Here is a 23770-nt window from a genome sequence, read left to right on the forward strand (position 1 = left end):
CCATCCGGTCATACAGAAGGTTGCGTGGGCGCCGGTGTTTTCCTACAGCGGCAGACAAACACGAAACAGGGCACCTTCGCCGATCCTGCTTTCGACTTCGAGGGTGCCGCCATGGGCAGTGACGATCTGCTCGGAAATGAACAGCCCCAGGCCGAGCCCGGCCACTGCGTGGTTGGCGCTGATGCGCTCGAACTGCTGGAAGATGCGGCCCTGGTTTTCCTCGCTGATGCCGATCCCGTAGTCGCGCACCTCGACCCGCGCCTGCCCGTCCGCGCGGTACACCCGCACCTCGATCGGGCTCTTGGCACCATAGCGCAAGGCATTGGTCAGCAGGTTGGAAATCACCTGTTCGATGCGAAATTCGTCCCACTGGCCGGACACCGCTGCTTCGGCGTCCAGGCTGATGGACGACTCGGCGGCCTCGACCTGGGGCGCGAAGTTCTCCAGCAGGCCGCGCACCAGTTGCGCCAGATCGACCTCGCTGGGGCGGATCGACAGTTTGCCGGTGCGGATCCGCGAGATGTCCAGCATGTCCTCGATCAGGCGAATCAGGCTGTTGATCTGGCGCTCGTCGCGGTCGACCATGGCGTGCATCTTGTCCAGGCTGAAGGCCGCGGCGTTGTCGCGGGCCAGGTGCATCTTGCGCAGCTGGGTTTCCAGGATCAGGCCGTTCAACGGCGTACGCACTTCATGGGCGACGATCGACATGAAATCGTCGCGCATGCGCACCGCTTGCTCCAGTTCGTTCTGGGTCGCCTGCAACCGCTGGAGCAGCGTCTCCTGCTCGCGCCGGCTCTGCTCCAGGGCTTCGACCTGCTGCTTCATGGCCTTGCTTTGCCGGTACAGGTCGACGAACACATTGACCTTGCTCTTCACCGCCTGGATGTCCAACGGCTTGTGCAGGAAGTCCACCGCGCCGCTTTCGTAGCCCTTGAAGGCATAGTTGAGCTCACGCCCGGCGGCGCTGACGAAGACGATGGGGATGTTCTTGGTCTTTTCCGTGCCGCGCATCAGTTCGGCCAGCTCGAAACCGTTCATGCCGGGCATCTGCACATCGAGAATCGCCATGGCGAATTCATGCTCGAGCAGCAGCGACAGCGCCTCGTCCGCCGACAGCGCCTTGTACACCTGGCGGTCCTCGCGCTTGATCAGCGCCTCGAGGGCCAGCAGGTTCTCCGGCAGGTCGTCGACGATCAGTAGCTTGGCTTGGATATTACTTAACATGCGCTTCGTTCCAGCTCGACAAGCAAACGGCTGATGCCGTGCAAAGGGAGAATGTAATCCGGTTGGTGCAGCGCGATGGCCGCCTCGGGCATGGTCGCCACCTGGGCCTCGGCCGGGTCCTGGACGATACTCAGGCCGCCGCGCCGCTTGACCTGGGCCAGGCCCTGGGCGCCGTCCCGGTTGGCCCCGGTCAACAGCACCGCGGCCAGGCGCGGGCCATAGGCATCGGCGGCGGAGTCGAACAGGTAATCGATGGCCGGGCGCGAATGATGCACGCGGTCCTCCTGGCTCAGGGACAGGCTGCGGTCCTGCTCCACCGACAAGTGATAACCCGGTGCGGCGAAATACAGGGTGCCGCGGTCGATCGACTGCTTGTCGCCCGCTTCTTTCACCGACAACGCCAGGCGCTGGGCAAACACCTCGGCCAACTGGCTGCGACGCTCGTCGGGCACGTGCAGCACCACCACGATCGGCAGGCGAAAGCCCTGGGGAAAGGCCGTGAAGATAGTCAGCAGCGCCTCGACGCCGCCGGCCGACGCTCCGACGACTATGGCCTCGACCCGGGGTAGGACGGATGTTCCGATGGCAGCGTCGCTCATGATTTGCGGTAGATCCGTTCGTGTTTGACCAGGGCTTCGAAATCCCGGCCGTAGGCGGAAAAGTCCAGGGTTTCCTTGCTGCCCAGCACCAGGAAGCCGCGGTGGCAGAGCGACTCGTGGAACAGGCCGAACGCCCGGTCCTGCAATTTCTTGTTGAAATAGATCAAGACGTTGCGGCAGGAAATCAGCTGGGTTTCGGAGAACACGCTGTCGGTCGCCAGGCTGTGGTCGGCGAAGGTCACGTTCTCGCGCAGGGTCTTGTCGAAGATCGCGTAGTCGTAGGCCGCCGTGTAGTAGTCGGCGAAGGAGCGCAAACCGCCGGCCTGCTGGTAGTTCTGGGTGTAGGCGCGGATGTTGGCCAGGGAAAAGATGCCCTGCTTGGCTTTCTCCAGCGAACTGGGGTTGATGTCGGTGGCATAGATGATGGTGCGCTCCAGCAGCCCTTCCTCGCGCAGCAGGATGGCCATCGAATAGACCTCCTCGCCGGTGCTGCAGCCGGCGATCCAGATCTTGATCGACGGGTAGGTCTTGAGCAGCGGCACCACTTCCTGGCGAATCGCCAGGAAGTGCGACGGGTCGCGGAACATCTCGCTGACCGGAATCGTCAGGAACTGCAACAGCTGCATGAACGCGCCCGGGTCGTGCAGCACCCGCTCCTGCAGCGCGGAAATGGTCTTGCACTCGAACTGGCGCAGCGCGTGGCCGATCCGGCGCTTGATCGACGCGCCGGAATAGTCGCGGAAGTCGTAGCTGTACTTGAGGTAGATCGCCTCGATCAACAGGCGCAGTTCGATCTCGGTATTGCGCTCCACTAGATTCTTTCCATCTTGGGCAACCAGACTCGGATGAGGGAAAACAGCCGGTCGAGGTCGATCGGCTTGGCCAGGTAATCGTTGGCCCCGGCCTGCAGGCAGCGCTCCTGGTCGTCCTTCATCGCCTTGGCGGTCACCGCGATGATCGGCAGCTTGCGCCAGCGCGGCTGCTTGCGGATTTCCAGGGTGGCTTCGTAGCCGTCCATCTCCGGCATCATCACGTCCATCAGCACCAGGTCGATGTCCTCGACTTCGTCGAGCTTGGCGATCGCTTCATGGCCATTGCGGCCGATGACCACGATCGCGCCCTTCTGCTCCAGGGCGCTGGTGAGGGCGAAGATATTGCGCACGTCGTCGTCCACCAGGAGGATCTTGCGACCCTCGAAGACCTTGTCGCGACTGCGCGCGGCCTTGAGCATCTTCTGCCGCTCGTGGGACAGCTGGGATTCGACCTTGTGCAGGAACAGCGTCACTTCGTCCAGCAGGCGCTCGGGCGAACGCGCGCCCTTGATGATGATCGAGCGCGAATACTTGCGCAGTTCCGCTTCTTCGTCGCGGGTCAGGTTGCGCCCGGTGTAGACGATCACCGGCGGGAACGAGCAGATGTCCTCGGTGGACATGCGCTTGAGCAGGTCGTTGCCGAGCATGTCCGGCAGCTTGAGGTCGATGATCATGCAGTCGTAGAGGTTGTCGCGCAGCAGCTCCAGGGCTTCCTGGGCCAGGCCGACGGCGGTGATCTCGATGTCGTCGTCGCCGATCAGCCTGGCGATGCTGTCGCGTTGCAGGTCGTCGTCTTCCACCAGCAGCACGCGCTTGACCTTCTGCGTGAACTTGGCTTCGAGGCGGGCGAACACGTCCTTGAGCTCTTCGCGGGTGGTCGGCTTGACCGCGTAGCCGATGGCGCCCATGTGCAGCGCGGCCTCGACCCGGTCTTCCACCGAAATCACATGCACCGGGATATGCCGGGTGCTGGCGTGGGCCTTGAGGCGCTGCAACACCGTCAGGCCGGAATGGTCCGGCAGGCGCATGTCCAGCAGGATCGCGTCCGGCACGAACTGCTCGGCCAGGCTGTAGCCCTCGTCGGCACCATGGGCCACCAGGCACTGGTAGCCCAGTTCGTGGGCCAGGTCGTAGAGGATATGGGCGAAGTTCGGCTCGTCCTCCACCACCAGGATGCAACGGCTGGCGAACGGCGCCTTGTCGCGGTCGTCGGCGAAACGCGCGATCTCCACCTCGGCGGCCACCACCGGCACCGGCAAGGCCTGGCTCGGCGCCACGGCCCCCCCTGACGCGACCGGCTTGAGTTCATCCTGCTCGACGATCGTGCGTTCGACGTAATGCTCCGGCAGCACCAGGGTAAAGCGGCTGCCCTGCCCCGGCTCGCTGGCGACCGTGATCGAACCGCCCAGCAGCGCCGCCAGGTCGCGGGAAATCGACAAGCCCAGGCCCGTGCCGCCGTAACGCCGGTTGGTGGTGCCGTCGGCCTGGCGGAACGCCTCGAAAATGCTTTCCTGCTGCTCCGGGGCGATACCGATCCCCGAGTCGCCCACGGTAAAGGCAATGCACTCGCCCGGCTGGCGGGACACGGTCAGGCTGACCTGGCCCTTCTCGGTGAACTTCACGGCGTTGGACAGCAGGTTCTTGAGAATCTGCTCGACGCGCTGGCGGTCGGTGAACAGTGCCTGCGGCACACCGGGCTGCAATTGGACCTGGAAGGCCAGGCCCTTGTCCGCCGTCAGCGGCTGGAACAGCCCACGCAGGCCTTCCACCAGCCGGGCAACGCTGGCGTTTTCCGGGCGCACGTCGAGTTTGCCGGCTTCGACCTTGGAAATATCGAGAATGTCGTTGATCAGGTTGAGCAGATCGTTGCCGGCGGAATAGATCGACTCGGCGAACTGCACCTGTTCGGCACTGAGGTTTTCCTGGGGGTTTTCCGCCAGCAGCTTGGCCAGGATCAGCGAACTGTTCAGCGGCGTGCGCAGCTCGTGGGACATGTTGGCGAGGAACTCGGACTTGTACTTGCTCGAGCGCTGCAACTCCTCGGCACGCTCTTGCAGCTGCGCCTGGGCCTGGTTCAACTCGCCGTTCTTGCGGTCCATGGCGTCGCGCTGCTGCGCCAGCGCCTGGGCCTGCTCGGCCAGTTGCTCGTTGGTCTGCTCCAGCTCCACCTGCTGGGTCTCCAGGTGCGCCTGGGACTCCTTGAGCACCCGCGACTGCTCCTCGAGCTCTTCGTTGGCGGTCTTCAGTTCTTCCTGCTGCACTTGCAGCTCTTCGTTGAGCTGCTGGGTTTCGGCCAGCACTTCCTGAAGCCGCTGGCGATAGCGCGCGGCCTCGATGGCGGTGCCGATATTGCCGGCGATCAGCTCCAGCAATTCGACATCGCGCTCGTCGAGGGCCCGCAGAAAGCCCAGTTCGATCACCCCGTTGACCCGGTCGTCGTCGCTGGTCGGCACCACCAGCACCGAGCGCGGCAGGCCGTCGCCCAGGCCGGAGCTGACCCTGAAGTAGTCGGCGGGCACTTCGTCCAGGCGGATCAGCCGGTCCTGCTGGGCGGCCTGGCCGACCATGCCTTCGCCGATGAAAATCGTCTGCTCGCGCGCTTCCTGCTCGCGGGAGAAACCGTAGGCGGCCACGCGCCTGAGGCCGCCATGCTCTTCGCGCACATACAGCGCCGCCACGACGCTGCCCAGGTAGTGGGCGCAGAACTGCAGGGTATTGCGGCCCAACAGGTTCAGCGTCAGTTGCCCCAGCAGTTGCTCGGCCAGCTCGGTCTGGCCGCTGCGCAACCAGGCCTGTTGCTCCAGCCGGCGCGCGCCTTTCTGCTCGGCGGCGAGGTTGTTGCTGTAGCTCTTCGACAGGCCGAGCAGGTCGCGGCGCCCGATATACGCCAGCAGCGCGCTGATCGCCACCACGAACAGCAGGTACAGGACCACGCTCAAGATCGTGGTGTGGGTGACGTTAGCGTTGCGTTCGACCCGCAGTTGCTGCTCCAGCGCCACCGCGTCGTCGTATTCCTTGCGGATCTGGTCGGTCAGGCGCTTGCCCCGCCCCGACTGCACCGCAGCCCGGTAGTCGCCGCTCTGGCGGCGCAGCTCGATCATGCTTTTCGCGTAGAGGTTCCACTCGTCCTGCAAGGCTTCCAGGCGCTTGAAGCGGTCCACCTGCTGCGGGTTGTCCGCCACCAGGGCGCGCAGCCCGCGCAACTGGATGACGATCTGCGGCTTGGCCACTTCATAAGGGTCGAGGAAACGCTCGTCGCCGGTGATCAGGAACCCGCGCATGCCGGTTTCCAGGTCCACCGTCATCTTCGAGGCTTCGTTGATCCCGTTGATTACCCGGTCGCTGTGCTGGACCCACTGGATCACCGACAGCAGGTAACTGATCAGGGACACGAAGACCACCGCGCTGAGCACGCCCACGCCCAGGGGAAGCGCGATGTTGCGGCTCAAGAGCTTGCGAAAACGCTGTTCATCGACCGAAGAGGTGGAGATCATCGAAAGGCCTTGGTGAAGGGTCAAAAACCATGGAGTTTGCCGCAAAGACGGGCATCGAATCTATTCTTGCGCAACCGCCGTCGCAATTTTTCATTTGGCGCTGCCCGCCTTCGAGCAGACAGGCTATTCTGGCACAGCTTGTACAGGATGACTTTTCTGTACAGCTTCGGGAACTTGTCATCGCCGCTTATTTACTGATGCAAGAGGCAGGTGTTGTTTGCGCTGCCGTCCCCCCCTCCCCCTTTTCGAGAGTTTTGCCATGCCCGCCACCGATTCCACCATCCTGGTCGTCGAAGACGACGCCATCGTACGTATGCTGATTGTCGACGTGCTGGAGGAACTGGAATTCAAGGTGCTGGAAGCCGCGGGCGGCGACGAAGCCCTGGCCCGGCTGCAGGACAGCGGCGTGCGCATCGACCTGTTGATGACCGACGTCGGCCTGCCCGGCATGGACGGCAAGGAACTGGCGAACCGGGCCCGGGCCTTGCGTCCGGTGCTGCCGATCCTGTTCGCCAGCGGCTACGCGGACAACATCGAAGTGCCGCCCGGCATGTCGGTGATCGGCAAGCCGTTCTCCATCGATCAACTGCGCGACAAGGTGCGCTCGATCCTCGGCTGACCCGTCTGCCGCTCGAGGCGCCCGTCCCGGCGCCGCGCTGTGGTTTAATGCGCGCCCGCCGATCCCCCGCACTGTTCAGGAAAGCCCCGCCCATGAGTCCGACCGCCGCCACCAAAGTCCTGGTCATTGGCTACGTCTGGCCGGAACCCCGCTCCTCGGCGGCCAGCGGGCACCTGATGCAGATCCTCCAGGTCTTCCTCCGCCAGGGCTGGGACGTCACCTTCGCCAGCCCGGCCAACGCCGGCGAGCACAAGGAAGACCTCACGGCCCTGGGCATCCGCGAATGCCCGATCGAGCTGAACAACAGCAGCTTCGACCGTTTCGTCGCCGCCCTGGCGCCGGATATCGTGCTGTTCGACCAGTTCATGATGGAGGAACAGTTCGGCTGGCGCGTCGAGCAGCAATGCCCCGGCGCCCTGCGGGTGCTGGAGACGTCCGACTTGCAGAGCCTGCGCCACGCCCGCCACCAGCGCCTCAAGGAACACCTGAAAGCCCGCGCCGACAGCGACGATTTCAGCGCCCTGTTCGCCCCCGCCGCCGCGCAGGAGTTCGCCGCCATGGCCGACACCGACCTGGCCCGGCGCGAGATCGCGGCGCTGTACCGCTGCGACCTGAGCCTGATGATTTCCGAATTCGAGATCGAGCTGCTGGTCAAGCAGTTCGGCCTGTCGCCGGCCCTGCTGCATGGGTGCCCGCTGATGCCCGAGCAACAACCGGAAGCCTTCGTGCCCTTTGCCGAGCGCGCGCACTTCCTGAGCATCGGCAACTTCCGCCACGCGCCGAACTGGGACGCCGTGCTGTGGATGAAGAACAGCGTCTGGCCGCTGATCCGCCAGCAGTTGCCGGGCGTGCAGCTGCATATCTATGGCGCCTACACCCCGCCCAAGGCCGCGGCCCTGCACAACCCGGCCCAGGGTTTCCATGTGCTGAACTGGGCCGAGGATGCCCTGCAAGTCATGTCAGCGGCGCGCATCTGCCTGGCGCCGCTGCGCTTCGGCGCGGGGATCAAGGGCAAGCTGCTGGACGCCATGCTCTGCGGTACGCCGAGCGTCACCACCCCGGTCGGCGCCGAAGCCATGCACGGCGAGGAACCCTGGCCGGGGGCGATCGCCGAGTCGGCCAGCGCCCTGGCCGCGGCGGCGGTGCGCCTGTATCAGGATCAGGCGCTATGGGAGGCGGCCCAGGAACATGGCCGGCAACTGCTGGTCGCCCGCTACCGGCAGCAGGTCCACGGCCCGGCGCTGATCCAGCGCCTGGAACAGTGCCGCGCCAACCTGGCGCAACTGCGCCGCGACAATTTCACCGGCGGCATGCTGCGCCACCATCACCACAAGAGCACCCAGTACATGGCGCAGTGGATCGAAGCGAAGAACCGCCCGGCCTGAGGCGCGCCCACCAAGATCCCCAACGTACCACCGACCCTGTGGCCGCTGGCGTAGCCTGCGATCGACCCCGAAGGGGGCGCCGCTCTTGAGGGCCCTGAAGGTCCTGCGGACCTTGGCGCAGGCTGCGCCAGCGGCTACAGATGTCGCGGCTGGCACTGGTGCCGAAGGTTTGAAGGAGGCATGATCGGGCGCGACAACGATAAAAGTGCCTGCGCCATGAGCCGATCCGCGAAAGTCACCGACCCTTCCTATGAACTGATGGACGACCACAACGGCCTGTCGATCATCTATCGCCAGCATGGTTTCCCCTGCCCGCTGGTGCGCTGGCACTTCCACAAGGAATACGAGTTGCACCTGATCGTCGCCAGCTCCGGAAAGGTGTTCATCGGCGACTACATCGGCAACTTCCACCCCGAATCGCTGTTCCTCACCGGCCCCAACCTGCCCCACAACTGGATCAGCCAGGTGGCCGAGGACGAAGTGGTGGCCAAGCGCGACATGCTGGTGAACTTCACCGACGAGCTGTTCGAAAGCGGCCATCAGGTCTTCGCCGAACTCAAGAGCCTGACCCCGCTGCTGGAGCGCGCGCAGTACGGCATCGAGTTCCGCTGCAAGCGCACCGTCGCCCAGGCCATGGACCTGATGCAACGCATCGCCGACTCCTCGGGCATCACCCGACTCGGGCACTTTTTGATCCTGCTGGAACTGCTGGCGGCCTGCGACGACTACCAATTGCTGTCCGGCGCCACCAACGTGCAACTGGCAGACGAACACAATGTCGACCGCACCAACCGCGCGGTGGACTACATCTTCGCCCACTACGCCCGCGAGCTGCCGCTGGAGGAAGTCGCCGACTACCTGGGCATGAAACCCACCTATTTTTCCCGGGTGTTCAAGCAAGCCACCGGCCGCTGCTTCGTCGAATTCGTCAACCGCCTGCGCATCAGCAAATCCTGCGAGCTGCTGGCCGACGGCGACAAACCGGTGACCGACGTGTGCTTCGAGTCCGGCTTCAACAACATCTCCAACTTCAACCGCCGCTTCCAGCAACTCAAGGGCATGACCCCCACCCACTACCGACGCCTGGCCGTCCAGCGCCTGACCGAACAGAACCTCGCCTGAAACGCCCCTTCCCCTTGTAGGAGCGAGGCTTGCCCGCGATGCCGGCGCTGCGGGCTGCCTGTCACACCCAGTCATCGTTCTTCGCGGGCAAGCCTCGCTCCTACAAAAGACCCATCCCAGGCGATACGCATGCCGTTCAGCTGCCGTTCAGCAAATGGCAAGCATCTTCATTTGCGAATACGTATCAACATGTTACAAATTAGCTTCCTACCTATCTGCCCGCCGGTGCTGAATGCTCGTCCCATTTCTGATCATGCTGCGCGAAGGGATCGAAGCCGCGCTCATCGTTGGCATCATCGCCAGTTACCTGCAACAGACCGGGCGCGGCCAGTGGATGCCGGCCGTGTGGATCGGCGTGTTTCTCGCCGCGGCCCTGGCCCTGCTGGTGGGCGGCGGCCTGGAGCTGATGAGCGCCGAGTTCCCGCAGAAGCAGCAGGAACTCTTCGAGGGCATCGTCGGCTTGGTGGCCGTGGGCATTCTCAGTTCCATGGTGTTCTGGATGCGCAAGGTGGCGCGTTCGATCAAGCATTCCCTGCAAGCCTCCCTGGACCAGGCCCTGACCGGCTCCCGGCATCAGGTCACGGCGCTGATCGCCATGGTGTTCTTCGCCGTGGCCCGCGAAGGCCTGGAAACCGTGTTCTTCCTGCTTGCGGTGTTCCAGCAGAGCGAAGGCCCGGCCGCGCCCCTCGGCGCCCTGCTCGGCCTGATCTGCGCCATCGTCGTCGGCGTGCTGATCTACACCGGCAGCATGCGCCTGAACCTCGGCGCGTTCTTCCGCTGGACCGGGTTGTTCATCCTGGTGGTGGCCGCCGGCATTCTCGCCAACTCGGTGCAGGCGCTGCATGAAGCCGGGGTCTGGAACCACCTGCAAACCGTGCTGTTCGACTTCAGCGCCAGCCTGCCGATGGACGGCCCGCTGGGCTCGGTACTGGCTGGCATGTTCGGTTACCAGGACGCGCCGACCGTCAGCACCCTGGGCGTCTACCTGATCTACCTGCTGGTGACCCTGGTGCTGTTCTTCCTGCCGGGCCCGGCCCCCGCCAGCGCCCGCCCTTCGTCTTCCGTTTCCAGCCAGTAAGGCCTTTCCATGACCCAGCAAGCCTCCCCGCCGAACCTGCCGCCGCGTGCCTTGCGCTGGGCGCTCGCCGGTTCAGTGATCGTGATGATCGCCGCCGGCGGGCTGTTCTATTACGCCTCGCAACTGGCCGCCAGCAAGCGCCAGACGCACAAGGACGAAATCACCGTGACCATCCACCCCCACAGCTGCGAGCCGAACGCCCTGAGCGTGCCGGCCGGGCCGGCGAGCTTTCGCATCGTCAACCGCTCGGACCGTGCCGTGGAATGGGAAATCCTCGACGGCGTGCTGGTGCTCGAGGAACGGGAAAACATCGCCCCCGGCCTGAGCCAGGTGATCAACGCCAAACTGCAGCCCGGCGACTACGCCATCACCTGCGGCCTGCTGAGCAATCCGCGCGGCACCTTGCGCGTGACCCCGACCGCCGAATCCGAGGCCCAGGCCAAGGCACGGCCGTCGATGGTGGCCTTTATCGGCCCGCTGTCGGAGTTCCGCGTGTACCTCAGCAGCCAGAGCACGGCGCTGATCAAGGCCGTGACCGCGCTGGAGCAGGCCATCCAGGCCGGCGACCTGGCCCAGGCCCAGGCCCTGTACGTTCCGGCGCGCGCGGCCTACCAGCGCCTCGCCCCGGCGGCCCAGCGCCTGTCCGAGCTGGACAACGCGATCAACGCCCGCGCCGACTATTTCGAGAAACGCGAGCAGGACCCGGGCTTCGTCGGCTTCCATCGCCTGGAGTACGCGCTGTTCCAGCAACGCGACCTCAATGGCCTGGCGCCGGTCGCCCAGCGCCTGCTCGGCGACGTCGGCAGCCTCAAGCAGCAATTGCTGGCCCAGTCGCTGCCGCCGGAACAACTGGTCAGCGTGGTGTCGCGCAGCCAGCGCAGCATCGCCGAGGTGCGCGCCAGCAGCGGCGAGGAAGAACGCTACAGCCACAGCGACCTCAACGGTTTTGCCGCCAACCTCGAGGCCACGCGCAAGGTCGTCGACCTGCTGCGGCCCCTGCTGGCCAAGCCCTCCGCCCCGCTGCTGGCACAGATCGACAGCGCGCTGGACGGGCTCGACAGCCAGTACGCCGCCCTGCGCACCGCCGACGGTTATGCCTCCTACGACAGTGTCGGCGCCGATCAGCGCAAGCGGATCGCCGACCAGGCCAAGGTTCTGGCCGATGCACTCGATGGAATCGATCCCGCCCTCGGCCTTTCCGGCCTGTAAGCAGAAGATGCCCGCCCGATGAACGATTCAGATCCGTCCAATCCGTGTTTTTCCGCCCAACGCCGCCGTGTGCTGCTGGGCATGGGTGCCGCCGGCGTCGCCCTGGCTGGCAGCAGCCTGAGCGGCCCGGCGCTGGCCGCGACCGGGAAAGCCGCCCAGGTCACCGCAGCGCCGAGCAGCGACAAGACCCATGAGCGCCACGCCTTCCACGGCCAGCATCAGAGCGGCATCGTCACGCCGCGCCCGGCGGCCGGCATGCTGGTGTCGTTCGACGTGCTGGCCAGCGACCGCGCGGAGCTGGAGCGGCTGCTGCGCACCCTCGACCAGCGCATCAAGTTCCTGATGGCCGGCGGCCCGGTGCAACAAGTCGATCCGAAATTGCCGCCGCTGGATTCCGGCATCCTCGGCCCCGTGGTGACCCCGGACAACCTGACCATCACCGTCTCGGTCGGCGCCTCGCTGTTCGACGAGCGCTTCGACCTGGCCGCGGCCAAACCCAAGCGCCTGATCCGCATGGTCGGTTTCCCCAACGACGCGCTGGAGCCCGACAACTGCCACGGCGACCTCAGCCTGCAGTTCTGCTCCAACACCGCCGACACCAATATCCACGCCCTGCGCGACATCGTGAAAAACCTGCCGGACCTGCTGCTGGTGCGCTGGAAGCAGGAAGGCAGCGTGCCGCCCCAGGCGCCGGCGAAACCGGGCGAAGCGGCGCAAAGCGCGCGCAATTTCCTCGGTTTTCGCGACGGCTCGGCCAACCCCGACTCCAACGACCGCACGGCCATGCAGCAGATCGTCTGGGTGCAACCGGGCAGCGACGAACCGGCCTGGGCCGCCCACGGTAGCTACCAGGCGGTGCGGATCATCCGCAATTTCGTCGAACGCTGGGACCGCACGCCCCTGCAGGAACAGCAAAGCATCATCGGCCGGGTCAAGGCCTCGGGCGCGCCCATGGACGGCCAGCAGGAACACCAGGTCCCGGACTACCGCAAGGACCCCCACGGCCAACTGACCAAGCTCGACGCGCACATTCGCCTGGCCAACCCGCGTACTGCGCAGACCCAGCGCAACCTGATCCTGCGCCGGCCGTTCAACTATTCCAACGGCGTGAACAAGAACGGCCAGCTGGACATGGGCCTGCTGTTCATCTGCTACCAGGCCGACCTGGAACAAGGCTTTATCGCCGTGCAGACGCGGCTCAACGGCGAGCCCCTGGAGGAATACCTGAAACCGGTCGGCGGCGGGTATTTCTTCGCCCTGCCCGGCGTCACCGGCGACCAGGATTTCATCGGCCGCGGGCTGCTCGAAGCCACTCGAACACACACCACTGCCTGACCCCAAACACCCCACCCCCCACGGAAACATCCCATGAAAAAGTCGCCTCTCGCTGTGTTGCTGACCCTTGGCTTGCTGCATGTTCCGCTGTCGGCTTTCGCCGCCACATCGCCGCTGGAGCTGGTGGGGCCGATTTCCGACTACAAGATCTACGTCACCGAACAGCTCGACGAGCTGGCCAGCCACACCCAGGCCTTCACCGACGCGGTGAAAAAGGGCGACCTGGCCACCGCGAAAAAACTCTACGCGCCGACCCGGGTGTACTACGAGTCGATCGAGCCGATCGCCGAGCTGTTCAGCGACCTCGACGCGTCCATCGACTCCCGCGTCGACGACCATGAAAAAGGCGTCACGGCCGAGGACTTCACCGGCTTCCACCGCATCGAGTATTCGCTGTTCGCCCAAAACTCCACCCAGGGCCTGGACGCGCTGGCCGATGGTCTGAACAAGGACGTCAAGGACTTGCAGGCGCGCGTCGCCGGCCTGACCTTTCCGCCGGAAAAAGTCGTCGGCGGCGCCGCCGCGCTGCTGGAAGAAGTGGCCGCGACCAAGATCTCCGGCGAGGAAGACCGCTACAGCCACACCGACCTCTACGACTTCCAGGGCAACATCGACGGGGCGAAGAAAATCGTCGACCTGTTCCGTCCGCAGATCGAGAAGCAGGACCCGGCCTTCATCGCCAAGGTCGACAAGAACTTCGCCACGGTGAACACGGTCCTGGCCAAGTACAAGACCGCCGACGGCGGCTTCGAGACCTACGACAAGGTCAAGGCCAACGACCGCAAGGCGCTGGTGGGCCCGGTCAACACCCTGGCCGAAGACCTCTCGACCCTGCGCGGCAAGCTGGGCCTGAACTGACGCTTCCCCACCTCCCCTGTGTAGGAGCGAAGCTTGCTCGCGATAGCCGCGCAGCGGCGATTCATCTGACGACGGCATCATCGTTGAAGATTTTTCGCGAGCAAGCTTCGCTCCTACAGACCAGCGCACACCCCATCACCCGCCCTGTTGGTCTACCCTCACCTGCGCCGATAAGCCTGGGCTTCGGCGCGTTTTAACGATAACGTCCCGCGCACTCCCGCATCTCATGGAAGACCCTGCATGTCCAATACCTCGGCGCAGCCGCCGTTGACCGCCTCGCCGTTCAAACTGTTTCCGCTGATGGTCGCCTACATGGCCTGCACCATGTCGATGATGGCCTTCGTCTCGCTGATCGGCCCGATTGTCCGGGTGCTGGGCCTGGCCACCTGGCAGGCCGGCGCGGCGGTGACCGTTTCCGGGGTGATCTGGATGCTCCTCGCGCGCCCCTGGGGCCAGGTCAGCGACCGCTTCGGCCGCCGCCGCGTGCTGTTGCTCGGCACCGCCGGTTTCACCCTCGCCTACTGGGCGCTGTGCCTGTTTATCGATGTCTCGCTGCACCTGCTGCCGAGCATGGCGGTGGCCTTTATCGGCCTGATGTTCGGCCGCGGCCTGATCGGGGTGTTCTACGCGGCGATCCCGGTGGGCGGTTTTGCCCTGATCGCCGACAACGTCGAGCCCGCGCACCGGGCCCGGGCCATGGCCACCCTGGGCGCCGCCAACGCCGTCGGCCTGGTGCTGGGCCCCGCCGTCGCCGCGCTGCTGGCCCGGGTCAGCCTGAGCCTGCCCCTGTACGCGATGGCCGTGCTGCCGCTGGCGGCGTTCCTGGTGCTGCTGTACAAGCTGCCGCGCCAGGAACTGCACCTCAAGCAGCCGCCACGCTCGGTGCGCCTGAGCGACCCGCGGCTGCGCCGGCCCATGGTCGTGGCCTTCGTCGCCATGCTCTGCGTGTCGATCGCGCAGATCACCGTGAGCTTCTACGCCCTCGATCGCCTGGGCCTGAACCCGGCCGACGCCGCGCAAGCCGCCGGGACCGCCCTGGCGATGGTCGGCGTGGCGCTGATCTGCTCGCAACTGGTGGTGCGCAAACTGGAATGGCCGCCGCTGCGGATGATCCGCGCCGGCGCCCTGCTGTCGGCCAGCGGTTATGCCGGCTGCATGCTGGTCGACAGCGCCTGGGGCCTGTGGCTGGCGTTTTTCGTCTCGGCGGCGGGCATGGGCGCGGTCTTTCCTTCCTTCTCGGCCCTGGCGGCGAATGCCGTGGACCCCGCCGAACAAGGCGCCACCGCCGGCTCGATTGGCGCCGCGCAGGGTTTCGGCGTGGTCATCGGCCCCCTGGCCGGCTCGCTGGTCTACGCCGTCGAACCGCGCCTGCCGTACCTGATGGCCACGGTGTTGTTGCTGTTGGTCGCCCTGTGGCCAGCCCCCAGATCCAAACCGTAGCCCTGTAGCCGCTGCCGAGCCCCGGCGAGGCTGCGCACGACCGCGCAGCGGTCGCCAATCCAGGCGCCACCGTTACTCAGGCATATCGCGTCGTCAGCTTTGCGGGGCTACGCCCCGTGCGCAGCCTGCGGCAGCGGCTACAAGGACCACCGCAGACCTGTAGCCGCTGACGAGCCCCGGCGAGGCTGCGTACGACCGCGCAGCGGGCGGCATTCCGACGCAGCGGGCGCCAATCCAGGTCTATCGCGTTGTCAGTTTTGCGGGGCTGCGCCCCGTGCGCAGCCTGCGGCAGCGGCTACAAGGATCACCGCGGACCTGTAGCCGCTGCCGAGCCTGCGAGGCTGCGCACGACCGCGCAGCGGTCGCCAGGCCAGACGCCGCTGTGGCTCAGGCATACCGGACGGCTAGAGGATGCGGTACAGCAACCGCTCGATCCGCACCCGGCTGACCCGGCGCAGGAACTTGCCGACCGCCGCCGGGTAGTCCACCAGGGTTTCCAGGCGCTGGAAGTGCTCGATGCGCCGGGTATGACGGAAGATCGCCTCCAGCTCCTGGCGTCGCGGCTCCAGCAACTCGCCCTTGGGGTCCTCGAGCAGCAAGGCGTTTTCCAGGTCGAGGCGGAACGCCCGCGGGTTGAGGTTGTTGCCGGTGAGCAAGGTGTAGCGCTCGTCGACCCACATGCCCTTGAGGTGATAGGTGTTGTCGCCGTCGCGCCACAGGTGCAGGTTCAGGCGGCCGCTGTCGATGGCCTTCTGATGCCGCTTGGCGAAACGCCGCAGGCTGATTTCGTAGAGGTACGGCAGCGCGGCGATGACCTTGAACGGCTCGCTCGGCGGAATATAGAAGTCGTTGGCGGTCTTGTCGCCGACGATGATGTCGATCTTCACCCCGCGCGCCAGGGCGCGGTTGATTTCCCGGGTCACCGCCAGCGGCAGGTTGAAGTACGGCGTACAGATCGTCAGTTGTTGCTGGGCGCTGGCGATCAGCTCGCAGATCACTCGGCTCAACGGGTTGTTCTTGCCCACCCCGAGCAGCGGGCTGACCGACAGCCCGTCCTTGATCACCGCGCCGGCGCTGGTGTCGTAGGCCGCGTGCTTGAGGCGGCTGCGCAGGTCGCCGATATCGTTGCGCAGGCTGCGGGTGGTCGGCAGGTTCGGCAGGTCCAGGCGATGCACCGCCCGCGACGCCACCAGGCCATGCTGCACCAGGTGCTGCATGGAGTCGGCCAGGGCGCGGTTGTGCAGCAGGTGGTAACGGTCGAAGCGGTATTTGTCGAACTTGTGCAAATACACGTTGTTCAGGCTGGCGCCGCTGTAGATCACGCAATCGTCGATCACGAACCCCTTCAGGTGCAGCACGCCGAACAGCTCGCGGGTCTGCACCGGCACGCCGTACACCGGTACTTCGCTGGCATGGGTGCGGGTCATTTCCTGGTACCAGGCCGAGTTGCCCGGCTGCTTGCCGGCGCCGATCAGCCCGCGCTGGGCGCGCAGCCAGTCGACCATGACCACCACGTCCAGCTCCGGGCGCGCGGCCTTGGCGGCATGCAGGGCATCGAGGATTTCCTGGCCGGCCTCATCCTGTTGCAGGTACAGGGCGACGATATAGATGCGCCGGGTGGCCTGGGCGATCTGCTCCAGCAGGCAACGGCGGAATTCGGCAGCGCCGGCCAGGATGTTCAGGTCAGTAGCGGCCAGCGGGAAGCTGCGCAGTTTGGGTAGCAGTGAACGTTTGAAAAGCGACGGCATAGGGCTCGCAGAAGGTCGAATCCAAAAGAGCGCAAGAGCTTACACCAAGGTGCCGGTGCGGGTCTGCCCGGTAGGGCGCTCGTTACGCAGATTTTATCTGCGGACAGGCTTCGCCCCTAGCGGAAAACAATCTTCTTGAAATAACTTATTGACCAAGGAGAACGATCGTTCTACTGTACACCGCATGAACGAAATCAATAGCAACGACACACGCGACATCATTCTGGATGTCACCGAAAAGCTGATCTACAAAAGTGGCATCGCCGCCACCGGCATGGATCTTCTGGTGAAAACCGCCGGCGTCTCCAGAAAGAGCATCTACCGCTACTTCACCACCAAGGACGAGCTGGTGGTCGCCGCCCTGCGACGCCGCGACCTGCGCTGGATGCACTGGTTCCAGAGCGCGGTGGACCAGGCCCCGACCCCGTCCGCACGGTTGCTCGCGCTGTTCACGGTGCTCGGGGGCTGGTTCGCCTCCGAGGACTTTCGCGGCTGCGCCTTCATCAACACCAGCGGCGAGACCGGCGACCCGCAGGACCCGGTGCGCATCGTCGCCCGGGAACATAAACAGAAGCTGCTCGACTATGTGCTCGGGCTCTGCACGGACCATGTGTCCGAAGAACATGGCGCGATCGATCCGCGGCAACTGGCTGCCCAGTTGCTGATCCTGATTGACGGCGCCATTACCGTTGCACTTGTGATGGGCGATCGCAGTGCCGCCGATAATGCGCAATGCATGGCGCGAAAGTTATTGGACCTGTAACCGTTTCAAACAAGTTCGACACACGCTGAACCGCAACTTTCATTGGAGACTTTCACATGTCATCTAACGCTGAAGTTCGTCCGCCGCTGCCGCCATTCACCCGCGAATCGGCCATCGAGAAGATCCGCCTGGCCGAGGACGGCTGGAACTCCCGCGATCCGCAGCGGGTGTCCCTGGCCTATACCCTGGACACCCAGTGGCGCAACCGCGCCGAGTTCGCCCACAACCGCGAAGAAGCCAAGGGCTTCCTGACCCGCAAATGGGCCAAGGAGCTGGACTACCGCCTGATCAAGGAACTCTGGGCCTTTACCGACAACCGCATCGCCGTGCGTTACGCCTACGAATGGCACGACGACTCGGGCAACTGGTTCCGTTCCTACGGCAACGAGAACTGGGAGTTCGACGAACACGGGCTGATGGCCAACCGGTTCGCCTGCATCAACGACATGCCGATCAAGGAAAGCGAACGCAAGTTCCACTGGCCGCTGGGCCGGCGCCCGGATGACCATCCGGGGCTGTCCGACCTGGGCCTGTAACCCGCTTCTGCTCTTGTAGGAGCGAGGCTTGCCCGCGATACAGACGATGCGGTAATCCGCCAGTCCGCTATCGCGAGCAAGCTCGCTCCTACAGTAATCAGTTGCAACCGCGGCTATCAGGCCGCGGCTTCTTCGCGCTGCGCTTCCAGCTCGCGCACCAGCGGCAAGACCCGCTTGCCGAAGTATTCGACCTCTTCCTGGAAATGCAGGAACCCCGCCAGCACCAGGTCCACGCCCACGGCTTTCAGCTCGACGATGCGTTCGGCGATCTGCCGCGGCGTGCCGATCAGGTTGGTCTTGAAACCGTCGTTGTATTGCACCAGGTCCTCGAAGGTCGACTTGGCCCAGTTGCCCTCGCCCTCCGGCGATGCCTTGCCCGCCTGCTTCGCCGCATCGCCGAAGGCGTTCACCGCTTCCGGGTCGGCCTGCTCGATGATCTGCGCCAGCACCGCGCGCGCTTCTTCCTCGGTGTCGCGGGCGATCACGAAGGCATTGACTCCGATTTTCACCGAATGCTGGTTGGCCGCGGCCTTGGCGCGGATGTCGTCGACCTGGGCCTTGATGCCCTGCGGCGTGTTGCCATTGGTGAAGTACCAGTCGGACACCCGTGCCGCCATGTCCCGCGCGGCGCGCGAGCTGCCGCCCTGGAACACTTCCGGCCGGCCCAGCGGCTTGGGTTTGAGGCTGTAATTGTCGAAGCGGTAGAAGTCGCCGCGGAAACTGAAATGGTCCTGGCTCCAGATGCCCTTGAGCGAGCGGATGAACTCTTCGGAACGCCGATAACGCTCGTCGTGCTCCAGCCAGTGCTCGCCGATGGCCTGGAATTCGCCCTTGAACCAGCCGCTGACGATATTCACCGCGATCCGGCCGTTGGTCAGTTGGTCGATGGTCGCCAGTTGCTTGGCCGCCAGCGCCGGCTGCCAGGGGCCGGGCAGGATCGCGGCGATCACCTTGAGTTTCTCGGTGGCGGCCAGCAGCGCGTGGCTGAAGGCCACCGACTCGTGCTGGTACTCGGCGCCGTAGCCGGCGGTGAAGCGGATCTGGGTCAGGGCGTACTCGAACCCGGCGGCCTCGGCGAGCTGCGCCAGCTTGCGGTTGTAGTCGATGCCCCAGTGGGTGCGCTGCTCGATCTTGCTGACCACCAGCCCGCCGCTGACGTTGGGTACCCAGTAGGCAAATTTGACGGCTTGCTGACTCATTGGCTTGTCCTCGCGACTGAAGTGTCCGGGTGACAGAGCAGCAACCGTGCCAGCCGAAAAAAGCCGCGCATACAACCTCTGTAGCCGCTGCCGCAGGCTGCGTTCGGCTGCGCAGCAGACGCCCTGCGGGCCTTTTCGCAGCCTGCGGCAGCCGCGACAGGGAGCGGGCCGATCAACGGTGAATGGGGCGATTTGCTGATGCGCTGTTGGCTGGGCAACAGTTGCCGGGGGCTACGCGCAGCGACGGCCCGCGTATTCGGGCTTGTCGCGTCCCGGCACGGACCGTGCAATCGCACTGGTAGAGACCTATCCAGCCAAGGGAGCTGCGCCATGACCGAACACCAGGTAATCAACCCACTGTCCACGGGGGTCGACTACGAGACCCTGGCCGGGCGTTTCCGGCCGATCTTCCAGCGCATCGCCGCCGGCGCGGTCGAGCGCGAGCACTCGCGCAGCCTGCCCCACGAAGCGATCCGCTGGCTCAAGGACGCCGGCTTCGGCGCGGTGCGGGTGCCCGTGGAGTACGGCGGAGGCGGCGCGTCCCTGCCGCAGTTGTTCCAGCTGCTGATCGAGCTGGCCGAAGCCGACTCCAACGTGCCGCAAGCCTTGCGCGGGCACTTCGCCTTTGCCGAGGACCGCCTCAATGCCGCCCCGGGGCCGGCGCGCGACTTGTGGTTCAAGCGCTTCGTCGAAGGCGATATCGTCGGCTGCGCCTGGACCGAGATCGGCAGCGTGGCCATTGGCGAGGTCGTCACCCAGGTCACGCCGGACGGCGGCAAGTGGCGGCTCAACGGCGAGAAGTTCTACAGCACCGGGAGCCTGTTCTCCGACTGGATCGACGTCTACGCCCGGCGCAGCGACACCGGCGGCGACGTGATCGCCGCGGTCCGCACGCGCCAGCCCGGCATCGAACAGAGCGACGACTGGGACGGCTTCGGCCAGCGCACCACCGGCAGCGGCACCTCGCGCTTTATCGACGCCGTCGTAGAGGCCGAGAACCTGATCGACTTCGCCACCCGCTTCAAGTACCAGACCGCCTTCTACCAATTGGTGCTGCTGGCGACGCTGGCCGGCATCGGCCGCGCCGCGGTGCGCGACGTGGCCCACGAGGTGCGCGCGCGCCAGCGCATCTACAGCCACGGCAACGCGCCGCGGGTCAGCGAGGATGCCCAGGTGCAGCAGGTGGTGGGGGAAATCTCGGCCCTGGTGTACGCCGCCGAGGCCAGCGCGGTGCGCGCCGCAGAGCCGGCCCAGTTGGCGTACCTGGCGCGTTTCGGCGGCGACCCGGAGGCGGAACGGGCGGCCAATGTCGCCGCGGAAATCCACTCGGCTACGGCCCAGGTGGTGGTCACCGAGCTGATCCAGCGCGCCACCAGCGAGCTGTTCAATGCCCTGGGCGCGTCGGACATCCGCCAGGGCAAGGCCCTCGACCGCCATTGGCGCAACGCGCGGACGGTGTCGTCGCACAACCCGGTGATCTACAAGGCGCGTATCGTCGGCGACTGGCAGATCAACGGCCGCGAGCCACCGTTCGTGTGGCAAATCGGCAACGGCCCGCAGCGCCAGCAGGCTTGAGGGCTGGGCAGGCTGGGGGATTTTCGCGAGCCAGCTCGCTTCTACAGGGAATACCTGACCCTCTGTAGGAGCGAGCGTACTCGCGATAAGGCATTCCGGCAGGTCGCAGGCCTTCGAGGTTATGGGTAAGATATCGGCCTTTCGCGCAGCCCAACTGCGCCCCGCCGAAATAAGTCGACCCCATGCCTTTCGAACTCAGCGTAGATTTGACCACCCTCGCCATCCTGGCTTTCGTCGCGTTCATCGCCGGCTTCATCGACGCCATCGCTGGCGGCGGTGGCCTGTTGACCACGCCGGCGCTGCTCACCGCCGGCCTGCCCCCGCACCTGGTGCTGGGCACCAACAAACTGAGCTCGACCTTCGGCTCGGCCACCGCCAGCTTCACCTTCTACCGGCGCAAGCTGTTCCACCCCCGGCAATGGACCCACGCCATCGTCGGCACCCTGGTGGGCGCGCTGACCGGCGCGGTGGTGGCCCATTACCTGCCGGCCGAATGGCTGAACAAAATGCTTCCGGTGATCGTCTTCGCCTGCGGCGTCTATCTGTTGTTCGGCGGTACACCCAAGGCGCCGCTGGACAGCGAGGCGCCGATCAAGAAGAAGTGGCAGTCGACCCAGGGTTTCAGCCTGGGGTTCTACGACGGCGTGGCAGGCCCCGGCACGGGCGCCTTCTGGACCGTCAGCAGCCTGCTGCTCTACCCCATCGACCTGGTCAAGGCCAGCGGCGTGGCGCGCAGCATGAACTTCGTCAGCAACGCGGCGGCGCTGTCGATCTTCATTTTCTCGGGCCAGGTGGATTGGGCCATCGGCCTGAGCATGGGCCTGTCGTTGATGGTCGGCGCCTTCTTCGGCGCCCGCACCGCCATCAGCGGCGGCGCCAAGTTCATTCGCCCGGTGTTCATCACCGTGGTCCTGGGGCTGACCGTGCGCCTGGCCTGGCAACACTGGTTCAGCGCCGTTTGACGCGCTGAAACGACAGCGGGCGAACCCGATGGATTCGCCCGCCTCGTCCCGCCCCGCCGGCCACTAGCCCGGCAATACCGGCTCCGCCAGCCCCAGGCGCCGGGCCACATACAGATCGATCAAGTAGCGGGCGATCGAGCGCGACGCCGGCAGCGGCGGCAGCTCACGCACGTTGAACCACTGCGCATCCTCGATCTCGTCTTCCTGGGGCACGATCTCGCCGCCGGCGTACTCGGCGTGAAACCCCAGCATCATCGAATGCGGGAACGGCCAGCACTGGCTGCCGACGTACTGGATGTTCTTGACCTCGATCCGCACCTCTTCGCGCACCTCGCGCACCAGGCAGTCCTCGGCCGACTCGCCCGGCTCGGCGAACCCGGCCAGGGTGCTGTAGACCCCGGGGACGAAGCGCGGCGAACGGGCCAGCAGCACTTCGTCGCCGCGGGTGATCAGCACGATCATGCTCGGCGAAATCCGCGGGTAGCTGCGCAGGTCGCACGGTTCGCAGTACATCGCCCGCTCGCGCACCACCTGGGTCATGGCCTGGCCGCAGTTGCCGCAGAAACGGTGCTCGCGGGCCCAGGTGCCGATCTGCGCGGCGTAGCCCAGGACCTTGTAGAGCGTGTGGTCGCCGTCGAGCATGAACGCGCGCAGGCCTTTCCAGTTGCAGCCCGGCACCTCGCTGACGCTCTTGAGTTCCAGCAGGTACACCGGCTCGCCGTCCAGGTGGCCGATGCCGTGCTCGGCAAGGATCGACAGGTCCTGGCGCTTGAGCCATTCGCGGGGGAACAGCGCGCCGTTGTCGTCGAACAGAAAACCCTGCGGGCTGCGGGCCACGGCCCAGCCGCCGGGAAGGTCGATATCCAGTACTGCGGTGGTCCAGCGTGAAGTCATGTTCAATCAATCCAGAAATTCGGGTTTCTGTTTGCTCATATGGGCGGCCATGGCCACGCGCAAGTCGGTGGATTGCAGCATGGCGGCGTTCCAGGTAGCGATGTATTCCAGGCCGTCGTCGATGCGGTGGTCGCGCATGTAGCTGAGCATTTCCTTGGTCCCGCTGACGGCGATCGGCGATTTGTCGGCGATCTCCCGGGCAATGCCCATCACCCCGTCGAGCAGGCTGGCGCTGTCGGCGTAGACGCGGTTGACCAGGCCCATGCCACGCGCTTCCTCGGCACCGAAGGTGCGCCCAGTGTAGGCCAGTTCGCGCAGCATGCCGTCGCCGATGATACGTGGCAAACGTTGCAAAGTGCCGACATCGGCGGCCATGCCGATATCGATTTCCTTGATCGAGAATTGCGCGTCTTGCGCGGCGTAGCGCATGTCGCAGGCGGCGATCAGGTCGATGGCGCCGCCCAGGCAGTAACCCTGGATCGCCGCCAGCACCGGCTTGCGGCACTGGTCGACGGCGTTGAAGGAGGCTTGCAGCTGGAGGATCTTGCGCCGCAGCAGGCGCGCGTTGCGCCCGACGTCCTTGCCCAGTTCGTTGGCCACCCCGGCCAGCATCATCAGGTCGATGCCCGAGGAAAAGTGTTTGCCGGCGCCGCTCAATACCACCACGCGCACCGCGTCGGTGTCGTCGATCCAGCGGAAGATCTCGATGATCTCGCTCCAGAACGCGGCGTTCATCGCGTTGATCTTTTCCGGACGGTTGATCTGCACATGGGCGATGTTGTCGGCGAGTTCGACGCGAAAGGCTTGATATTCGGACATGGCAGTGATCCTTACCGGGCAAAAAAATGAGGCCCGAACTATAGCAAGGGCCCAGGCCGCGCAGTAAGGCAGCGCATCGGCCAAAACCGGGACTCACGA

Annotated in this window: 20 protein-coding genes; 12 read left to right on the forward strand and 8 right to left on the reverse strand. The window is 65.4% G+C overall.

All coding sequences use genetic code 11. The features are described from left to right. Positions 1-42: 42 nt before the first annotated feature. The 4 genes from BTN82_RS16125 to BTN82_RS16140 are packed head-to-tail and all read right to left on the reverse strand — an operon-like array spanning position 43 to position 6129. A complete protein-coding gene (locus tag BTN82_RS16125) occupies positions 43-1224 on the reverse strand; it encodes a hybrid sensor histidine kinase/response regulator (protein WP_075120119.1) in 1182 nt (393 codons plus the stop codon). Beyond that, on the reverse strand, positions 1218-1823 hold the full coding sequence (locus BTN82_RS16130; RefSeq protein WP_075120120.1) for a chemotaxis protein CheB: 606 nt from the start codon (positions 1821-1823) through the stop codon (positions 1218-1220). The genes BTN82_RS16125 and BTN82_RS16130 overlap by 7 nt, the downstream gene beginning before the upstream one ends. Beyond that, positions 1820-2635, reverse strand: a complete 816-nt coding sequence (locus BTN82_RS16135) for a CheR family methyltransferase (RefSeq protein WP_075120121.1) — start codon at positions 2633-2635, stop codon at positions 1820-1822. The genes BTN82_RS16130 and BTN82_RS16135 overlap by 4 nt, the downstream gene beginning before the upstream one ends. Further along, on the reverse strand, positions 2635-6129 hold the full coding sequence (locus BTN82_RS16140) for a response regulator (protein ID WP_075120122.1): 3495 nt from the start codon (positions 6127-6129) through the stop codon (positions 2635-2637). The genes BTN82_RS16135 and BTN82_RS16140 overlap by 1 nt, the downstream gene beginning before the upstream one ends. Before the next feature lie 259 nt (positions 6130-6388). On the opposite strand from BTN82_RS16140, the gene BTN82_RS16145 reads away from it, so the two are divergent. From BTN82_RS16145 to BTN82_RS16180, 8 genes are all read left to right on the forward strand, one after another. Continuing rightward, the gene (locus BTN82_RS16145) at positions 6389-6748 is read left to right on the forward strand and encodes a response regulator (RefSeq protein WP_075120123.1); all 360 of its coding nucleotides are present in this window, start codon (positions 6389-6391) and stop codon (positions 6746-6748) included. 92 nt (positions 6749-6840) lie between these two features. After that, positions 6841-8133 carry a glycosyltransferase gene (locus BTN82_RS16150; RefSeq protein WP_075120124.1) on the forward strand — a complete coding sequence of 431 codons (1293 nt, stop codon included), beginning with the start codon at positions 6841-6843 and terminating at the stop codon, positions 8131-8133. Positions 8134-8349: 216 nt separating this feature from the next. Continuing rightward, on the forward strand, positions 8350-9255 hold the full coding sequence (locus BTN82_RS16155) for an AraC family transcriptional regulator (protein WP_075120198.1): 906 nt from the start codon (positions 8350-8352) through the stop codon (positions 9253-9255). Positions 9256-9487: 232 nt separating this feature from the next. Beyond that, positions 9488-10333, forward strand: coding sequence for an iron uptake transporter permease EfeU (gene efeU / locus BTN82_RS16160; protein ID WP_075120125.1), 846 nt, complete (start codon positions 9488-9490; stop codon positions 10331-10333). A 9-nt stretch (positions 10334-10342) separates the two neighbouring features. Continuing rightward, positions 10343-11542: an iron uptake system protein EfeO gene (gene efeO / locus BTN82_RS16165; protein WP_075120126.1), complete on the forward strand. Its 1200-nt coding sequence runs from the start codon at positions 10343-10345 to the stop codon at positions 11540-11542. 18 nt (positions 11543-11560) lie between these two features. Continuing rightward, positions 11561-12877 carry an iron uptake transporter deferrochelatase/peroxidase subunit gene (gene efeB / locus BTN82_RS16170; protein WP_075120127.1) on the forward strand — a complete coding sequence of 439 codons (1317 nt, stop codon included), beginning with the start codon at positions 11561-11563 and terminating at the stop codon, positions 12875-12877. Positions 12878-12910: 33 nt separating this feature from the next. Further along, positions 12911-13735 carry an iron uptake system protein EfeO gene (efeO, locus tag BTN82_RS16175; protein WP_075120128.1) on the forward strand — a complete coding sequence of 275 codons (825 nt, stop codon included), beginning with the start codon at positions 12911-12913 and terminating at the stop codon, positions 13733-13735. A gap of 240 nt (positions 13736-13975) precedes the next feature. After that, on the forward strand, positions 13976-15175 hold the full coding sequence (locus tag BTN82_RS16180) for an MFS transporter (RefSeq protein ID WP_075120129.1): 1200 nt from the start codon (positions 13976-13978) through the stop codon (positions 15173-15175). A gap of 404 nt (positions 15176-15579) precedes the next feature. Here the strand turns inward: BTN82_RS16180 and pssA are convergent, their stop codons facing one another. Further along, complete coding sequence (gene pssA, locus BTN82_RS16185) at positions 15580-16923, reverse strand: CDP-diacylglycerol--serine O-phosphatidyltransferase (protein ID WP_075120130.1); 1344 nt, start codon at positions 16921-16923, stop codon at positions 15580-15582. A gap of 184 nt (positions 16924-17107) precedes the next feature. Here pssA and BTN82_RS16190 point away from each other — a divergent pair, with 184 nt between their 5' ends. Together BTN82_RS16190 and BTN82_RS16195 are read left to right on the forward strand one after the other, a co-directional pair. Then, positions 17108-17686: a TetR/AcrR family transcriptional regulator gene (locus tag BTN82_RS16190; RefSeq protein ID WP_075120131.1), complete on the forward strand. Its 579-nt coding sequence runs from the start codon at positions 17108-17110 to the stop codon at positions 17684-17686. A gap of 56 nt (positions 17687-17742) precedes the next feature. Beyond that, entirely contained in the window at positions 17743-18222 is a 480-nt protein-coding gene (locus BTN82_RS16195; RefSeq protein WP_075120132.1) for a DUF1348 family protein, read from the forward strand. A gap of 116 nt (positions 18223-18338) precedes the next feature. Here BTN82_RS16195 and sfnG read toward each other — a convergent pair whose 3' ends face one another. Further along, positions 18339-19421 carry a dimethylsulfone monooxygenase SfnG gene (sfnG, locus tag BTN82_RS16200; RefSeq protein WP_075120133.1) on the reverse strand — a complete coding sequence of 361 codons (1083 nt, stop codon included), beginning with the start codon at positions 19419-19421 and terminating at the stop codon, positions 18339-18341. A 330-nt stretch (positions 19422-19751) separates the two neighbouring features. Here sfnG and BTN82_RS16205 point away from each other — a divergent pair, with 330 nt between their 5' ends. Both BTN82_RS16205 and BTN82_RS16210 read left to right on the forward strand, forming a co-directional pair. Then, positions 19752-20996, forward strand: coding sequence for an acyl-CoA dehydrogenase family protein (locus BTN82_RS16205; protein ID WP_075120134.1), 1245 nt, complete (start codon positions 19752-19754; stop codon positions 20994-20996). A 182-nt stretch (positions 20997-21178) separates the two neighbouring features. Continuing rightward, positions 21179-21958, forward strand: a complete 780-nt coding sequence (locus tag BTN82_RS16210; RefSeq protein WP_075120135.1) for a TSUP family transporter — start codon at positions 21179-21181, stop codon at positions 21956-21958. Positions 21959-22021: 63 nt separating this feature from the next. Here the strand turns inward: BTN82_RS16210 and nudC are convergent, their stop codons facing one another. Together nudC and BTN82_RS16220 are read right to left on the reverse strand one after the other, a co-directional pair. After that, positions 22022-22852: an NAD(+) diphosphatase gene (gene nudC, locus BTN82_RS16215; protein ID WP_075120136.1), complete on the reverse strand. Its 831-nt coding sequence runs from the start codon at positions 22850-22852 to the stop codon at positions 22022-22024. A gap of 6 nt (positions 22853-22858) precedes the next feature. Further along, positions 22859-23671: a crotonase/enoyl-CoA hydratase family protein gene (locus tag BTN82_RS16220; RefSeq protein ID WP_075120137.1), complete on the reverse strand. Its 813-nt coding sequence runs from the start codon at positions 23669-23671 to the stop codon at positions 22859-22861. Between the last annotated feature and the right edge of the window lie 99 nt (positions 23672-23770).

The sequence above is a fragment of the Pseudomonas chlororaphis genome (genome assembly GCF_001921865.1).
Classification (GTDB): Bacteria; Pseudomonadota; Gammaproteobacteria; order Pseudomonadales; family Pseudomonadaceae; genus Aquipseudomonas; species Aquipseudomonas chlororaphis_D.

What these genes read in the sequence shown, in the direction of transcription:
- BTN82_RS16125 (WP_075120119.1), bottom strand. Translation starts at nt 1,224, where the DNA reads ATGTTAAGTAATATCCAAGCCAAGCTACTGATCGTCGACGACCTGCCG.
- BTN82_RS16130 (WP_075120120.1), bottom strand. Translation starts at nt 1,823, where the DNA reads ATGAGCGACGCTGCCATCGGAACATCCGTCCTACCCCGGGTCGAGGCC.
- BTN82_RS16140 (WP_075120122.1), bottom strand. Translation starts at nt 6,129, where the DNA reads ATGATCTCCACCTCTTCGGTCGATGAACAGCGTTTTCGCAAGCTCTTG.
- BTN82_RS16145 (WP_075120123.1), top strand. Translation starts at nt 6,389, where the DNA reads ATGCCCGCCACCGATTCCACCATCCTGGTCGTCGAAGACGACGCCATC.
- BTN82_RS16150 (WP_075120124.1), top strand. Translation starts at nt 6,841, where the DNA reads ATGAGTCCGACCGCCGCCACCAAAGTCCTGGTCATTGGCTACGTCTGG.
- BTN82_RS16155 (WP_075120198.1), top strand. Translation starts at nt 8,350, where the DNA reads ATGAGCCGATCCGCGAAAGTCACCGACCCTTCCTATGAACTGATGGAC.
- efeU (WP_075120125.1), top strand. Translation starts at nt 9,488, where the DNA reads ATGCTCGTCCCATTTCTGATCATGCTGCGCGAAGGGATCGAAGCCGCG.
- efeO (WP_075120126.1), top strand. Translation starts at nt 10,343, where the DNA reads ATGACCCAGCAAGCCTCCCCGCCGAACCTGCCGCCGCGTGCCTTGCGC.
- efeB (WP_075120127.1), top strand. Translation starts at nt 11,561, where the DNA reads ATGAACGATTCAGATCCGTCCAATCCGTGTTTTTCCGCCCAACGCCGC.
- efeO (WP_075120128.1), top strand. Translation starts at nt 12,911, where the DNA reads ATGAAAAAGTCGCCTCTCGCTGTGTTGCTGACCCTTGGCTTGCTGCAT.
- BTN82_RS16180 (WP_075120129.1), top strand. Translation starts at nt 13,976, where the DNA reads ATGTCCAATACCTCGGCGCAGCCGCCGTTGACCGCCTCGCCGTTCAAA.
- pssA (WP_075120130.1), bottom strand. Translation starts at nt 16,923, where the DNA reads ATGCCGTCGCTTTTCAAACGTTCACTGCTACCCAAACTGCGCAGCTTC.
- BTN82_RS16190 (WP_075120131.1), top strand. Translation starts at nt 17,108, where the DNA reads ATGAACGAAATCAATAGCAACGACACACGCGACATCATTCTGGATGTC.
- BTN82_RS16195 (WP_075120132.1), top strand. Translation starts at nt 17,743, where the DNA reads ATGTCATCTAACGCTGAAGTTCGTCCGCCGCTGCCGCCATTCACCCGC.
- sfnG (WP_075120133.1), bottom strand. Translation starts at nt 19,421, where the DNA reads ATGAGTCAGCAAGCCGTCAAATTTGCCTACTGGGTACCCAACGTCAGC.
- BTN82_RS16205 (WP_075120134.1), top strand. Translation starts at nt 19,752, where the DNA reads ATGACCGAACACCAGGTAATCAACCCACTGTCCACGGGGGTCGACTAC.
- BTN82_RS16210 (WP_075120135.1), top strand. Translation starts at nt 21,179, where the DNA reads ATGCCTTTCGAACTCAGCGTAGATTTGACCACCCTCGCCATCCTGGCT.
- nudC (WP_075120136.1), bottom strand. Translation starts at nt 22,852, where the DNA reads ATGACTTCACGCTGGACCACCGCAGTACTGGATATCGACCTTCCCGGC.
- BTN82_RS16220 (WP_075120137.1), bottom strand. Translation starts at nt 23,671, where the DNA reads ATGTCCGAATATCAAGCCTTTCGCGTCGAACTCGCCGACAACATCGCC.